A 15656-nucleotide genomic window follows, 5' to 3' on the forward strand; every position below is an offset into this window, starting at 1 on the left:
AGATGACCGACGAACGCTACCTCGCCTTCCCCTTCCGGCTGACGCCGGCCGGCGGCACCGCGAGCACCGACCTGGACGGCGCCATCCGTGGCCGCATCGAACAGCTGCTGTTCACCGCGCCGGGCGAGCGGGTGATGCTGCCGGCCTTCGGCTGCGGTGCGCGCGACCTGGTGTTCCAGGGCAACAACGAGGTGCTGGCCGCCGCCACCGAGTTCACGATCGCGAAGGCCCTGCAGGCCTTCCTCGGCCACCTGGTGATGGTGCATGGCGTGCACGTCCAGCACGAGGAGGAAACGCTGCGCGTGGAGGTGGTCTATACCCGCAGCCGCGACCTGGAGCGCGAGCGCGTGGTCTACCAGCTGCTGCCGCAGGAGGGGGCCAACCGTGGCTGATTGCCTCGCCGTCGATTGCGGCCGCCCCGCGCCGTCGCCGGTCCCCGCGCCGCGCAGTTACGAGGGCGTGGAGTGGATGGCGCACGACTTCGACAGCCTGCTGCGCGCGCTGCTCGATCGCCTGCCCATGCTCGCGCCCGACTGGCGCGACCGCAGCGAGGCGGACCTCGGCATGGTGCTGCTGGAACTGTTCGCCTATGCCGGCGACCAGCTCTCGTACCTGCAGGACCGCGTCGCGCTCGAAGGTTTCCTCCGCACCGCCACGCAACATGAATCGGTGCGCAAGCTGCTGCGGCTGGTCGATGCCGGGATCGACCCCGGCCAGGCCGCCCAGGCGTGGCTGCTGTTCGAGGTGCAGGGTGCGATGCCGCTGTGGCTGCCGCGCGGCGCCGCGGTGGCCACCGTCGCCGCTGGCAACGAAGAGCCGGTGGTGTTCGAGACCGCGACCGACGCCGTGCTGCACCCAGGGGCGAGCCGCATCGCGCTGGCCGCCGATGCGCCGTCCACTCTCGACGGCCTGCAGATCCAGTGCGCCGCGAACCTGGCCGGCGCGGTGGGCGTCGGCACACGGCTGCTGCTCCAGCAGAGCGACACCAGCGATCCGCACCGCGATGGCCAGCGTGCGCCCGCCGGCGAATGGGTCGAAGTGGCAGCGGCCGCCTATGGCGCCGTCACCACGCTGACGCTCGCGCAGCCGCTGCGAGGCAGCTACCTGGCGCTGGGCAATCCACAGGCCGGCATTCCGCCCGCGCGCGTGTATGGCAACGCCGTGCCGGCCACGCACGGCCAGTCGCAGGAAGCGCGCGAAGCCGGCACGGGCGGGCCGCGGCAGGCCATCGCGCTCGAACATGCGCCGGTCACGCAGGAGCCGGTCGCCGAAGGCGGCACGCGCATCGCGCTCGAAGTCCTCGTGGACGGCGAGGCCTGGGTCGAGGTCGACGACTTCATCGACAGCGAAGCCGCCGATCCCCACTACCGCCTTGCGCGCGACAACGCGGGCCTGGTGAGCGTGCAATTCGGCGATGGCGTGGCCGGCGCCGCGCCGGCCGCGGGCGCCTCCATCGTGGTGCGCTATCGCGTCGGCAACGGCCTGGCCGGTCAGGTGGCGCCCGAGCGGCTGGTCGTGCCCGGCGCCGGCTGGACCTTTCCCGACGCCAGCCAGCGGGTGCTGGCCGTCCGCAACCCGGACGCGAGCTACGGTGCCCGCGAACCGCAATCGCTCGCGGAGGCCAGGCTGCTGGGGCCGATGCGCCTGCGCGAACCGCACCGCGCGGTGGTGCCGGCCGACTACGAAGCCGCGCTCGCGCAGGGCGTGACCGTCCAGGGCCGTCGCATCGTTCCGCTGCAGACGCACGCCCGTGTGCGCCACACCGGCGCCTGGAACACCGTGTTCGTGAGCGTCGACCTGGTCGACCGGCGTCCGCTGGCCGCCACCCCCGGCCTGCGCGAGGCGCTGGAAGCGGTGCTGGACGAACGCCGGATGGCCGGGGGCGACGTGCACGTGGAAGACGCGCGCTACGCCGCCCTGCACCTGGCGCTCGAAATCGACGTGCAGGCGGGGCACTTCGCGCGCGACGTGCGCCAGGCGGTCGAGCGCGCGCTGGTGGGCCCGCTCGTGCAGGGCCTGCCCTTCTTCGGGCCGGGCCGCTTCCGCTTCGGCCAGCCGGTGTACCTGTCCGACCTGTATGCCGCCGTCACGGCGGTCGAAGGCGTGCGCAGCGTCTCGGTGGCCCGCTTCAAGCGCCTGGGCGACCGCTACCCCGACCGCGAGGCGCAGGGCGTCATCGAGGTCGGCGCGCTCGAGGTCGCGCGCTGCGACAACGATCCGGCCGCGACCGAGAACGGCGTCCTCTTCCTCCGCACGCGCGGCGGCAAGGAGGGCTGATGGACCCCGTCGCCTTCGAATCCCTGCCGCTGACCGCCAGCGTCCGCCCCGCGCTGTCGCGCATCGACTATGCGGCCGACGACCCCGTTTCGCTGCGCGATCGGCTGCTCGAAAGGCTGCCCGCATCGCTGCCGGGGTGGAACGCCACGCTCGCCTTCGAAGGATCCGACCACGCGAGGTTGCTGGCCGAACTCTTCGCGCACCTGGGCGCGACCCTGTGCGCCTACGCCGACCAGCGCGCCAATGAGAGCTACCTGCGCACCGCGCAACTGCCGCGCTCGCTCATCGACCTGTGCGAGCTGATCGACGTGCGCCTGGGGGCCGGCGCAAGCGCCACCGCGCTGCAGGCCTTCTTCGCCAAGCCGGGCACGTCCGGCACGCTGCCCAGGGCCTTCCGGCTGCAGGCGCCGCCGCCGCCCGGCACCGTGCCCGCCTCCGACCTCCTTTTCGAGACGCTCGCTGCCCTGGACGTGCACGCGTCGCGCAACGCGATGCGGCTGGTCGGCCACGACCGTTCGGGCCGCAAGCTGCGCCTGCGCCACCTGTCCGCGTCGGACCAGGACCTGGGCGCCACGATGGACGCGGCGTATGCGGGCCTGAAGGCCGGCGCACCCCTCGTCTTCGACGACGGCGCCGCGCTGGCGGCGGTGCCGCTGTCGGCGGCCAGCGAGGTCGACGACGCCACCGTCCTGCGATGGGCGCCCGGCGCCGTGGTGGAGGACGCCGAGTTCCTGATCGCCGACACCCGGGTGCTTGGCCGCGCGAAGCAGGTGATGAAGATGGCCGCGGCCGAGCGTGCCGACGAGGTCACGCTGGGCCAGAACCGCCTGCCGGTCGCCAATGCGGCGATGTTCACCGTGGGCGCCGCGGCGCTGGTCGAGAGCGGCGGGCTCCTGATGCCCGTGCTCGTGATCGCCAAGGACGTGGCGGCGAAGACCATCACGCTCAATCGCGGCGTCGTCTCCTCGCTGCGACGCTCGGCGACGCGGGTGCTCGAAGGCACGGCCTGCGGGGCCATCACGACGACGATCCGCGCCGGCAGCACGCAGCTCTGGCGCGAGCCGCTGGGCAAGAAGAAGGACTTCCCGCACACCCCGCAGCCGGGGGACCTGCTGCTGGTCGCGGACGCCAGCGGCGTCGAATTGGCCACGGTGGCCAGCGCGGGCGGCCTGCTCATCACGCTCACGCAGCCGCTGCTGCGCGCGATGCGTCCGACCGTGGCGCCGTTCGAGAACGTGGCACGCGTGCGCTACTACAGCATCGCGCCGGACGACCCGGCCACGCACCAGACCTGGCTGCGTCCGCTGCGCCTCGATGAAGTGCCGGGCGCCTTCCCGGGCGGCGAGCGGACGCGGCTCACGCTCGACAAGTCCTACGACGGCCTCGCGCCCGGCACCGTCGTAGCGCTGTCCGACGGCCAGGCGACGCAGGCCTTTCGCGTCCTGCAGGCCGACAGCGTCGACGGCAAGACCGTGCTGACCCTGCCCGACGAAGCGTTGCCCAGCCTGCGGGTGGCCACGCTCGCCATCCATGGGCCGTTCGAGCACACGATGCACGTGGCGGGCCACGACCGCTCGGAGCAAACGCTGGCCGCCGGCGCGTCGCAGCTCGACCTGGCCGGCTCGCCCGCCGGCCTGTCCGCGGGCATGGACCTCGTGATCGCCGACGGCGCGCAGGCCGAAGGCGCCCGCATCGCGCAGGTGCAGGCCATCGCCGGCGGCGCGCGGGTGTCGCTCGCGCGGCCGCTGGAGCACGCCTACGCGATCGGCGACGCGGTGATCCATGGCAACGTCGCGGCCATCGGCCACGGCGCGGGTGGTCCCGACGAAGTCCTGGGCAGCGGCGATACGGCGGCGGCGCCGCAGCGCTTCATGCTGCGGCGGACGCGACTCGCGTTCGTGCCGGACCCGGCCGCCTCGCGCGGCGTGGCGCCCGCCGTCGAAGTGTTCGTCGGCTCGACCCGCTGGACCCTGGTGGAGACGCTGGCGTTCAGCGGCCCGCTGGATACGCATTGCGTGATCGAGATCGACGACCGCGAGCGCGCGACCGTGGTGTTCGGCGACGGCGTGCACGGCGCGACGCCGGCTTCGGGCCGCAACAACATCACCGCCCGCTACCGCGCGGGCCATGGCGCGGTGGCCAATCTCGCGGCCGGCGCCATCGTCCGGATGCCGCAGCCCGCCCAGTTCATCGCCCGCAGCCTCAACCCCATGGCCGCCAGTGGTGGCGCCGACCCCGAGACGCCCGAAGTCGCGCGGCAGCGTGCCGCGCACCGCGTGCGCACGCTGGACCGCGCCGTCGCGCTGTCGGACCACGCCGATCTCGCGCTCACCTACGCCGGCATCGCCAAGGCCCGTGCCGACGTGGAACTCGAAGGCCGTGGCGCCGGCGCGCGCCGCGTCGTGGTGGTCACCTGTGCGGCCACCGGCGGCGCCGCGCTGTCGACGCCGCAGAAGGACGGCCTGCTGGCCTTCCTCTCCGCGCGCAGCGCCGACCCGGTGCGCCTGCGCGTGCGGGACCACCGGCGCTGGCCGATCCACCTGGCGCTGCGCGTCCACGTGCTTCCCGACGTGCTGCAGGCCGCGGTGCAGCGCGCGCTGCTGGTCGCGTTCGGGCCCGGCGGCTTTTTCGCCTTCGGCACGCGCGCCCTGGGCACCGACCTGGCGTTGAGCGAGGTGTACGCCGCCGGGGAGGCCGTCGAGGGGGTGGACCACGTGCTCGCGACCGCCTTCCACGTCGAAGGCGAAGCGACCCGCGTCGTCGACGCGATCGCCGTCCCCGCGGACGCGTTGGCCACCGGCGGCGCGGCGACCGATGCCACCGTCGGCCGCTTCAGCGTGCAACTGATCGGAGGCCTGACGTGATCGACGCGCGTCCGCCCACGCGGGCCGAAGTGCTGGAGCAGCTGTGGCGCTGGCTGCCCGGCGTCTACCGCGCCCGCGATACCGAAGGCCGGCTGCACGCCTTCCTCGGCGTGTTCGCCGACGAACTGTGGCGCCTGCGCGGGCTGATCGAGCAGCAGTACGCCGACCACTTCATCGACTCGGCGCAGGACTGGGTCATCCCCTACCTCGCCGACCTCGTGGGCACGCAGGTGCTCTTCACGGGCGAAGCGGCCCGGCTGCGCGAGATCGCCGCGCGCAACCGCGCGGACGTGAAGAACACGCTGCACTGGCGCCGGCGCAAGGGCACGCTGGCCGGGCTGGAAGGGGTGGCACGGGACATCAGCGGGCTGGGTGTCCATGCGGTGGAGATGTTCGAGCGCACGGCGTGGATGGTGCCGCTGACGCACGTCAGGCGGGATGCGCATTCGGCGCTCGACCTGCGCCGGGGCGAAGCCATCGCCGCACTGCGCACGCCGTTCTCCACCGCGCGTTCGCTGATCGACATCCGGCCGGCCGATGGACGCGCGGGCTGGCACAGGCCGACGAACGTCGCGCTGTTCGGCTGGCCGATCGAGTCGTTTCCCTTGCAGGCGGTGACGCCGTTCGAGGTAGGACCCGTCCTCTACCGCTTCGACCCGCTGGGCAGCGACACGGCGCTGCACGCGGGCGGCGCGACCGAGCCCCTGCGCCAGCGCATCGCGCGCCGCAGCGGCGCGGCGGGCGCCGACATCGCGCACGCCAACAGCGACGACGTGCCGATCCGCACGCGGGACCTGCGCGCGCATCCGCGCGCCTACGTGGATTCGCCCCTGGGCTTCTCGATCCGCGAGGACGGGATTGCGCTGATCGGCGAAGCGCCGGACGGTCCGCCCTCGGTCGCTCCCGCGCTCGACTTTGCCGAGCTCGGGAGCGACGACGGGCTGCTCGCGCCGGACCACGGCGTGGTCCCGGCCGGGCGCGAGTTCGAGCTGCGCGCGGTGCGCCTGGGCGCGGTGATCCTGATGGTGGACCACGATGCCGATCCGGGCACGGCCGACGTGCCCACGCCCGTCCCCTATTCGCCCGGCGTGGCCTGGAGCGCGCAACTGCAGCTGCGCAACCCGCACGGCCGGCTGGCCCTCGACACGGTGGCGCCGGACTTCGGCTACGTGCCCGGCGTGGCGCCGTACGAACCGGACGAAGGCGAGTTCCACCACCCGGTGCTGCTGCTCGAAGTCGCGCAGGGGGGCGCCGCCGCCAGCACCTTCCCGCAAAGCGAAGTGATCGTGCGCAATGCGCGCGGGCTCGCGCTGCAGGTGGTGCTGCCCGCGGTGCCGGCATTGGCGCCGGGCGATTCCGTCTTCTTCTACGTCGCGGCCGACGGTTCCAGCTACTACGCGCGCGGCGACCACGGCCCGGGCGACCCGGACCGCAACCCCGACACCGGCCTGTTCGGCGCCTATTCGGCGCTGCATCTCGCACGCGCCTCCGAAGGCCAGCGGCGCATCCGCCCCGGCCACCCGGCCGGCGATGCGCGCTGGCGCCGCGTGGTGGCACGCGACCTGTGCTGCTGGGACCGGCCGCTGGTTCCCGCGCTGCTGCCCGGCCAGGTGGCCGTGGACCCCGAACGCGGACGCATCGCCTTCCCTGCGGGGGAGGCGCCGGCCGGCCGCCTGAGCGTGGACTTCCGCTTCGGCCGCACCGCCGCCATCGGCGCGGGGCCGTTCGCGCGCCCTGGTTTGCCGGCGACGCTGCGCACCGTGGCGCGCGACCGCAATGCCAGATACGACTCGCTGCAAGCCGCCATCGCCGATGCACCGGAAGGCCTGAGCGAGCCGGTGGTGATCGAGGTGCTCGACAGCGCGGTCTACGACGAAGCGCTCTCCATCGCCGGCCGCAACTTCCCCGGCGGCCTCGTCCTGCAGGCCTCAGCGCTCCAGACGCCCTTCATCGTCAAGCCCGCAGCCGCCGCGCGGGCGCTGGACGTCCAGAACTCCACCCTCGGCCTGCTGCGGCTCGACGGGCTGGTGTTCGCCGGCGGGCCGCTTCGCGTCGACGGCGGCGTGCCGCGCGTCGAGCTGGCGTACTGCACGCTGCAGCCGGAGACCGCGTCGCTGCAGGTCACGGGAGCGATGGCCTGCTCCGTCACCTTGCGCTCGTGCATCAGCGCTCCGGTGAGCCTCGCGGCCGCGGCCGGCAGCGCGGTGGCCGCCGAGGACAGCGTGCTGCAGCATCCGGGCGCCACGGTCGAAGCGACCGGTGGCGTCCCCGCACTCACCGTGGCGGTGGGCAGCGCGAGCCTCGCGCGCTGCACCGTGTTCGGCGACGTGCAGGCGGACCGCGTGAGCATCTCCAACAGCTTGTGCGCCGGCGGACTGGTCGTGGCCGACACGGCCGGCAGCTGCCTGCGCTTCTCGCGCCTGCCCCGCAGCTGGGTCGCCGCCGCCTTCCGCTGCACCGCCGCGACGGCCATCTTCGTGTCCACGCGCTGCGCCGATCCCGGCTACATGCACCTCCATCCGCATTCGGCCGCCGCACTGCGCCGCGGCGGCGAGGAGGGCGGCGAGATCGGCGCCTTCCATTCCGCCGGCCTGCCGTGGAGGCTGCAGAACGCCGGCCTGCGCTGGCAGGAATCGATCCCCGCGGGCCTGGCGCCGGTGCAGGTGCCGGTGCTGCCGCAGCTTCGCTTCAAAGGAATACGCCGATGAAAAACGACATCGCCAAGATCTCGTTCGACGAGCTGAACCACTTCGTCGGCGTGTTCCACCAGATGGGCCGCCCCTCGGCCGAGTGGGACTTCAACGAGCAGAACGAGCTGGTGCTGCGCATGCTGCAGCGCCTTGCCGGCGATACGGTGCACACCGGCAGCCCAAACGACGGCTTCCACGTCGACACGCACGTGGTCCTCGACAGGTTCGAGTCGCGCAAGGACTGGGCGACGCTCCCCGCGGGAACCTCGTCCTCGTTCATCGACTACTTCGACCACCGCGTGGGCGACGGCAGCCTGGTGGTGATGGGCGCCACCTCCGCGCGCAGGAAGCTCGCAAAGCCCATCGACCTGACTCTCGTGCAGGAAGTGCTGCTGGCGGTCAAGACCGTGCCGGCCTCGATGCCCGTGTTCGAGGTGACCGACGGCACGACGGTGCACGCCTTCACGATGAACGAGATTGCCGTCGACGACGGCTGGCGTGTGTTGCGCGGTGTGCCGGGCGCATGGCCCTCCGGTTTCGCGGCCGACCGCATCACGGGCTACGGCTTCTCGGGGCTCAACGCCGCGACGCGCTACAGCTTCGACGTGCTGAAGGCCGACCTGCCGCAATTCACCACCATCGCGCGCACCGACGCGAGCGACCGGTATGCCGCGCTGCCGGCCACGGCGGCGCTGACGGCGGACGACGATTTCCGCGTATGGGGCGGTACGGCCGTGCGCGTGGCCCAGGCCACCGCGGTGTCGGCCACCTTCGAGGCGCCGGTGGACGCCTCGCGCGCGCGGCGCCTGCGGGTCGCGCTGCGACGCGTCCCGGCGGCCGCGCCGATGGCGCTGATGCTGCGCGACGACGCGGTGCCGGCCAACACGATCACACTGGCCGCCAGCCAGACCGCCAGCGCCGGCGGCTGGGACTTCATCCGCTTCGACCTGCCGCAGGCCGGCGCGTTCAACTGGGCCGGCATCACGCAACTGGCCTATACGGCGCTGGACGCGACCGCGGTCTACCATCTCGGTCCGGTGCGAATCGAAGCCGACCCGGCGCGCGACCTGGTGATCATGGGCGGCGACGGCACCTCCGCCGGGGCGGGTCGCTTCTACGGCGACGGCCTGGCGGCCACGCGCGAAGCGCACGGCACCTATTTCACGCAGGCTGACTTGCCGCAGGCCGACCCGGCCGCGCTGGCGCCGCTCGCCAGCGAGCAGAGTCGCCGCATCGACTGGGCCTACCTCGATCTCTGGGAACGCCCCCTGTCCTATGCCGAGCGGCCGGAGTTGCGCGATGTCGCTCTCGACGGCATCGACACCTGCACGCGCACGCAACTCGTGGCGCAGGTGCGATTGTTGAAGGGCGCGGAGGTTCCCCTGGGCGACACCGCGGTGCCGCCGGCCGACGCCTTTGCGATGCTGCCGCGCATCGGCCGCGGCGTGCTCACCACCAAGGACAAGCCCGCTGCCGCGCTCGACCCTTGCGCCGACCCCTGCGAACCCGTCCTAGCCGGCCCTTACCTCGGCGAAGAGAACCGGCTGTTCCGGGTCGAGATCCACCGCGCGGGCGGCGTCGGCCTGGCGGGTGCGGCCACCACGGCCTGGTTCAAGTGGTCGCGGGACAACGCGGGGGTGATGTGCCCGTTGCTCGAAGACGCGCCGGCCGGCGCGACTTCGGCCGTGGTCGAAAAGCCCGAGCTGTTCGCGATCGGCGACCTGGTCGAGGTCTCGGACGACCTGGTGGAGCTGGCCACCGGCGCCTACGAAGACCGCGCCGCCCACGCCCGGCACCGCCGCGGCGAGCTGCGCAGGATCGCCAGCGTCAACCTGCAGACGCGGCGCATCGGCTGGGAAGACCCGACCGTCGTCGATCCGTTCGAGGCCACGTTCCACGCGCCGCTGCCGCAGCCGATGCGGCTGGCCCATCACGCCAAGCTCACGCGCTGGGACGCGCTGGCGGCCTGCATCGCCGGCGACATCGTGCTGGCCGACGGCGTGGTGATCGAGTTCGGCGGCGAGGCCCTGGTCGCGGGCGACCACTGGCTGTTCGCCACGCGCACGCGGGACCGCAGCGTGGAGCGGCTGATCGAAGCGCCGCCACGCGGCGTAGCGCACGCGTACTACCTGCTGGCCGCCCTCCGCCGCTCGCGCGGCGCCGCGCCGGCGCCGGAAATCGTCTTCGCCGAGGACCTGCGCCCGCGCTTCGCGGCGCTGCCCTCGCTGGACGCGAGCCGCGTCGCCTACGACCCCGGGGCGTGCGTGGCCGAGCATGGCGAGCACGTGCCCGGCTGGGCCGAAGTCGGCACGGTGCAGGAAGCGATCGACGCGCTGTGCCGCGCCGACCTGACCGGCGACCTGAAGCTGCACAACAAGCTGCTGCACGGCATGGGCGTGATCTGCGGCCTGAAGCTGCGCTGCTCGAAGGACCGCAAGGAGATCATCCTCGGCAAGGGCTATGCGCTCGACGGCGACGGCGAACTGATGCACGTGGCCGGCGACGAGCCGGTGCCGCTGGTGACGCAGGCCGGCGCGCAGGGCCTGCTCGACGCATCGGGCAACGGGAAGGTGAACCTGTGGATCGAGCCGGGCGCCGGCGGCGTCGACATCCAGATCGAGCCGCACGTGCCGCAAGGCTTCTGGGACACGGTGCTCGAAGGCACGCTGCTGAAGGACTTCTACGAGGACGTGATCCTCGCGCTGGTCAACTTCGTGAAGGCGCAGTTCACGCCTTTCCCGGACACCACGCTGCCGCTGTCGGACCAGCACAAGCGCCTGGTGGCGCTGCTGAACCTGCTGTGGCAGGTCGTCAACTCGGCCAACGGCCCGTACATGTACGTGTCCAGGTCCGAGCACGACCTGCTGGAGCAACTGCACGAGGACCTGCAGGAGTTGCTGGCCAGCAAGACCTACTGCGCGATGTTCGACAACCTGCAGGTCTTCCCGGCCTATCCGTACCCGGTGCCCAACGGCATGGACACGATGTTCGGCATGTGGCTGCTGCATCGCAGGGTCAAGCTCGATCCGACCGGCCGCTATGCCGTGACCTACGGCTTCGGGCCGAAACTGCAGGTCTTCGACGTGGAGGCGCGCACCGCGGTGGCGGTGACCGATTTTCCCGGCGCCACCAACCTGAACGTCGAGGACATCGCGTTCAACGCCGCGGGCACCGAGATCTACGCGGTCGGCACGATCTCGCACCCCCCGAACGTCGATTCGGTGTTCGCGACGCTCGCCCTCACGCCGGCCGGCGCGCCGGGCGGGGCGCCTACGCTGTCGTGGAGCGGCTCGACGGTGGTGTGCGACATCCGTTTCGTCGCGCTCGCCACGCACACGGCGCAGGCCGGTGCGCTCTTCGCGATCGGGCGCAGCGCCACCGATGCCAGCAAGCGCGGCTTGTACCGCTTCAACCCGCTGGCGATCCCGCTGGTGCCCAGCCCGGCGATCCAGTTCAACGCGACGGGCCTGTTCGCGATCGACACGGCCGGCGTGGACGCGGTCGCGACGGAGGAGACCGGCGGCTCGCAGTCCGGCGCCTTCAACAGCCTGCGGCGCATCAACCTGGGCACGCTGGTGCACTCGACGATCCCGTTCGCGGTCGCCGGCGACACCCTCCGCAACGACCTGGCGGTGGGCAACGGCATCGTCTACCTCACCGGAAACAACGGCTTCGCCAGTTTCCTGACGCGCATTTCGCTCAATCCGCAGAACCTGCTGGGCACCCTGTCGCTTGGCAACGTGGGGACGTACCGGCTGGGCCTGATGCCCTCGCGCAACGTGCTCGCCTTGAGCGAAGCCGAGACCTACCGCATGCGACTGCTGGACACCGGCACCGGCATCCTGTCGACCGTCGGGCGCATTCCGCTGCAGATCATGCCGCTGTCCGTGGCGGTGCGGAGCGACGACCGCGAGATGTACGCCCTGAACATGGGTTCGACCCTGAACGCCATCAACGTGGGCGAGCTGATCGCGAACACACCCAGCTTCACCAACGAGCCGCCGGTGACGCTGGCCAATTACCGGCAGCAGATGCTGGCGGCCTACCTCGACCTGGGCAGCGTGCTGATCCAGTACCTGAAGGACGGCTGGTGCGACAAGTTCCTGGTGGAGTGCCCGAACTCCGGCCGCGAGGAAAAGGTCTACCTGGGAACCATCGACATCCAGGGCGGCAAGGTCCACAGCATCTGCAACTTCAGCAAGCGCCACTACGCGAAGTCGTTCCGCACCTGGGGCTACTGGCTCTCGGCGGTGCCGATCCTGCCCGTGCTCAAGACGGCGTTCGCCAGGTTCTGCTGCCTGAAGCTGGTGCCCTGATTCGAAGGAGCCTTTGCCATGGCCACCTCTGCTTCCGTGCTCGTCGCCCAACCCGAATACGTGATCCGCGGGCGGGTGATCGACCGCGCCACCAAGGCCGGGGTGCGCGGCGTGCGCGTCGACGCCTGGGACCGCGACACCCGCTACCACGACCTGCTGGGCCAGGCGACCACCGATGACGAGGGCCGCTTCACCATCGGCTACGACAGCGTGTACTTCGGCGACTTCGCGCCCGACCGCTCGCCGGACGTGTACTTCAGGCTCTACCTCGACGGAACGGAAGTGCTCAGCACGTTCGACAAGCCGCGGAAGAACACCGCTCGCGGGGCAACGGACGTGGTGCTCGAGCTCGACATGCCGCAGCTGCGGCCTGCCGGGCGGGACTACGTCAGCGTGACGCAGGCGCTGAAGGTGGCCGACTGGTGGCAGGCATCCGACTTCAGGGGCGCGTGGCGCGAAGGCACCGACAAGGCCCGGACCATCGGCTCGCTGCTCGGGGGATTGGGCGGCGACGCGCTCAAGAACTTCGATCTCGCGCCGGTTCGCACCCGGGGCACGACCGAGCGCGAGGTCGTCAACCAGCCGGTGGCCGCCGCGCAGCAGGCGCTGGCACTGAAGCAGGTGGAAGTGACCGAAGTGAAATCGGTCAGCGAGGCCGGGCGCCGCGAGACGCTGAAGACGCTGGCCGACTATCCGCTGCAGCTGAAGGCCGGCGACAAGGTGCAGCTCTATCAGGAGAACGGCGTCGTCAAGTACTACACGCGCGTGCCGGCGGCCGATGCGAACGCCGTCGACGGGCAGGCGGTGCAGAAGCTCGACGAGGACGTGCAGTCGCTGAAGACCCGGGTGCAGCAGGCCGAGACGCTGCGTGCCGAAGTCGAAAGCCTGAAGGGCTCCGGCAGCGCGCTGGAGCAGCGGCTTTCGACGGATGCGGAGGCCCTGCGCGCGCAGACCGACGAAGTGGCGGCGCTGAAGGCCGAACTGAGCGCGCTGCGCAAGTCCACGGCGGCCAAGGAGGCGGAGATCGTCAAGCTGCAGACCGATCTGGTGCAGGTGCGGCAGTCGCAGGACCAGCTGATCGCCCGGCTGCCGCTGGACCGATTGAGCCGGCTCGAACAGCAGCTGGGCCTGCTGGCGCCCGGCGCGGGGGAACGTCCGGCCGTTCGCGCTGCCGGCACGCGGAAGGCCGCGGAGGCCGGGGTCGCGGGCAAGACGGCCACCAAGACGCCCCGGGCGAAGAAGGCCCCGACCCGCAAGAAGCCTCGCTGACGCGGTGCCGGGGCACCATGGAAAGCACCAGGCCCGTGCCGCATGAACAGATCGACGACTGAGGCCACCGTGACCGGTCCGCAATGGACGGACGTGCTGCGCACCGTGCCGGGCGCACGCCTGCGCCTGTCGCTCGCGCTCAAGCCCGCGTGGCGCGAGCTGCTGCAGCGCTGGCTTTCCACGCGCGGCCTCGAACTCGAGCCGCTGGAGGGCGCCGCGGCGGAGGTCGTGCGCCTCGACGCGCAAGGCGGCCTGTTGCGCCTGTGCGCCGCATCGACCGACATCGAGGTCGAACTGCATCACGGCGACGACGGCGTGCCGGCGTTGCGCGGCCGCGCGCGGCACGGCTCGCGCGACTGGTCGTTCGACGTGCCGCGGCTGTCGCTGCAGCGCGCGGGTTCGCGCGAGGCTTTCGTGTCGCGCACGGTGGACGGGGCGCGCCTGCCGTGGCTGAAGTTCAGCCACGCCCGCGACGGCCAGGGCTTTGCGGTGACCGTGTTTCCCGGCGCGATCGAGGCGCCGGTGAGTAGCGGCTGGCGCGCGCTGTTGCCCAGCGCAATCGAATTGCTGTCCGTGCGCATCGAGGCCTGATGTCCCCCACGCGCCTCCGCGCCGAGCGGGCCCGCACCCACGACGACGCGAGAGCGCCGGGGCCGACGCAGGCCATTGCTTGCGCGGATGCGGCGACCGGGAATCGGGCGCTGGCGCTGTGGCTGTCGCGCGATGCCGCCCTGCCGCTGGAAGCCGAGGCCGACCGCGCGGCCGCCGCCACCGTGCGCGAGGGCGTTGCGACGTCGCGCAGTGTGCCCCCGGACACCAACTCGCTGGCAGGCCAGCCGCTCGACCGTGCGACGCGGGCCCGTTTCGAAGACGCCTTCGGTCACGACTTCTCGCAGGTGCGCGTCCACCAGGACGCGGCCATGCAGCGGCGCCTGCAGGACGTGCACGCCCACGCGCTCACTGAAGGAACCCGCATCGGCTTCGCGCCCGGCGCGTACCGCCCCGACACGCCGGACGGCCAGCGCCGGCTCGCGCACGAACTGGCGCACGTCGTGCAGCAGCGGGGCGGAGTCCCGGCGGCGAGCGGTCGGCCGGGCCTGAGCCGTGCGCCCGCCGGGCCGCAGGCGGACACCAACCGCGATGCGCTGAACGCGCGGCTGAAGGTGGTACGCGAACGCCTGGCCACGCTGCGTGCGCAATACCAGGCGCTGAACGACGAGTTCGCCGGCTCGGTGATGAGCGAACGGCTGGAAGAGTCGCTGCGCAAGGGCACGGCGGACCTGCATGCGCAGGCGCGCTCGGAAAGCGCCGGGCCGGCGCTGTGGGGCGGCACGTTCGCGATCAGGGCCATCAGGAAAGCCGCGTCGGCCACCGTCCAGGGGCAGTCCGCGACCATCAACGCCAGGCTGGAGCTGAGCTACCTGGCTCTGAAGGACAAGGAGGCCGAGGCCAGGGCAGCGACCGACATCCCGCGCATCGACAAGGCGATCCGCGACGTGTGGCAGGTGAAGATCGCCAACGGCGAGTACGCCGGCATGGATTTCAAGCTGGTGCCCGCCATCACCTGGCGCCGGAAGAAGGACAAGGCGGCCGAAGACGCCTTCCAGATCGAGGTGCGCGGACCGGACAAGGAGCCGTCCTCGGGCGACTCGGTGCACGGCAGCATCAGCCTCGCACCCGCCCACCTGGAAGGTTCGCGCGTCATCGTGGTGGCGCACGAGCTGGCGCACGTGTTCGGCTTCACGGACGCGTACCTGAAGATGGAGATTCCCGCCGGCAAGGGCAAGCCGGCCAGCGAGCAATGGTCGGTGGGCCGCGGCGACGCGGCGGGGCGGACCGACCTGCTGGGCATGATCGACCCGGTGGTGCTGCAACGCCTCAAGAAGAAGGGTGCCGTCACCGAGGCGGACTTCCAGCGCCAGAGCGGCACGGTGCACATCTGGGAGGAGGACGCGAGCACCGTCCTACGGACGTTCGGCGTCGCACCGCCGCCGCCGAAGCCCTTGACCATCGACGACGACGAGTTCGACCCCGGCGCCGACCTGCAGCGCATCGAGCGCGAAGGCGAAGGGAAGCTCGCCAGGATCCGGAAGAAGCGCCGCCGCGCCGACAACGCGATCGAGTCGCTGGACCTGGCCGAGGCGATCATGAAACTCGAGGCCGAAGAGAAGAGCCTGGACAAGCAGCTCGGGGCCGCGCCGTGAGCCGGGACCGAGGCGGGATCGGCCGCGGCCCGTGAA

General features: G+C 72.0%; 8 protein-coding genes. All 8 read left to right on the forward strand.

The window, feature by feature from the left end:
- The first annotated feature begins 2 nt into the window (after positions 1-2).
- From JJ685_RS14505 to JJ685_RS14540, 8 genes are read left to right on the forward strand one after another with little or no spacing between them, the layout of a single operon-like run.
- Complete coding sequence (locus tag JJ685_RS14505; protein WP_201674978.1) at positions 3-392, forward strand: GPW/gp25 family protein; 390 nt, start codon at positions 3-5, stop codon at positions 390-392.
- A complete protein-coding gene (locus JJ685_RS14510; RefSeq protein WP_201674979.1) occupies positions 385-2277 on the forward strand; it encodes a baseplate J/gp47 family protein in 1893 nt (630 codons plus the stop codon). The genes JJ685_RS14505 and JJ685_RS14510 overlap by 8 nt, the downstream gene beginning before the upstream one ends.
- The gene (locus JJ685_RS14515; protein WP_201674980.1) at positions 2277-5141 is read left to right on the forward strand and encodes a baseplate J/gp47 family protein; all 2865 of its coding nucleotides are present in this window, start codon (positions 2277-2279) and stop codon (positions 5139-5141) included. The genes JJ685_RS14510 and JJ685_RS14515 overlap by 1 nt, the downstream gene beginning before the upstream one ends.
- Positions 5138-7849 (forward strand): hypothetical protein, encoded by a 2712-nt coding sequence (locus JJ685_RS14520; RefSeq protein ID WP_201674981.1) that lies wholly within the window; start codon positions 5138-5140, stop codon positions 7847-7849. The genes JJ685_RS14515 and JJ685_RS14520 overlap by 4 nt, the downstream gene beginning before the upstream one ends.
- A complete protein-coding gene (locus JJ685_RS14525) occupies positions 7846-12147 on the forward strand; it encodes a DUF6519 domain-containing protein (RefSeq protein ID WP_201674982.1) in 4302 nt (1433 codons plus the stop codon). The genes JJ685_RS14520 and JJ685_RS14525 overlap by 4 nt, the downstream gene beginning before the upstream one ends.
- Before the next feature lie 18 nt (positions 12148-12165).
- Positions 12166-13416 carry a transthyretin-like family protein gene (locus JJ685_RS14530; RefSeq protein WP_201674983.1) on the forward strand — a complete coding sequence of 417 codons (1251 nt, stop codon included), beginning with the start codon at positions 12166-12168 and terminating at the stop codon, positions 13414-13416.
- Between the two features lie 42 nt (positions 13417-13458).
- Positions 13459-14007 (forward strand): hypothetical protein, encoded by a 549-nt coding sequence (locus tag JJ685_RS14535; protein ID WP_201674984.1) that lies wholly within the window; start codon positions 13459-13461, stop codon positions 14005-14007.
- On the forward strand, positions 14007-15620 hold the full coding sequence (locus JJ685_RS14540; RefSeq protein ID WP_201674985.1) for an eCIS core domain-containing protein: 1614 nt from the start codon (positions 14007-14009) through the stop codon (positions 15618-15620). Before JJ685_RS14535 ends, JJ685_RS14540 begins: the two co-directional genes overlap by 1 nt.
- Positions 15621-15656: the final 36 nt, after the last annotated feature.

Source organism: Ramlibacter monticola, assembly GCF_016722785.1.
Lineage (GTDB): Bacteria > Pseudomonadota > Gammaproteobacteria > Burkholderiales > Burkholderiaceae_C > Ramlibacter > Ramlibacter monticola.

Excerpts from the sequence above, each read along its gene's own strand:
- JJ685_RS14515 (WP_201674980.1), top strand. The coding sequence starts at position 2,277 with ATGGACCCCGTCGCCTTCGAATCCCTGCCGCTGACCGCCAGCGTCCGC.
- JJ685_RS14540 (WP_201674985.1), top strand. The coding sequence starts at position 14,007 with ATGTCCCCCACGCGCCTCCGCGCCGAGCGGGCCCGCACCCACGACGAC.
- JJ685_RS14535 (WP_201674984.1), top strand. The coding sequence starts at position 13,459 with ATGAACAGATCGACGACTGAGGCCACCGTGACCGGTCCGCAATGGACG.
- JJ685_RS14505 (WP_201674978.1), top strand. The coding sequence starts at position 3 with ATGACCGACGAACGCTACCTCGCCTTCCCCTTCCGGCTGACGCCGGCC.
- JJ685_RS14525 (WP_201674982.1), top strand. The coding sequence starts at position 7,846 with ATGAAAAACGACATCGCCAAGATCTCGTTCGACGAGCTGAACCACTTC.
- JJ685_RS14530 (WP_201674983.1), top strand. The coding sequence starts at position 12,166 with ATGGCCACCTCTGCTTCCGTGCTCGTCGCCCAACCCGAATACGTGATC.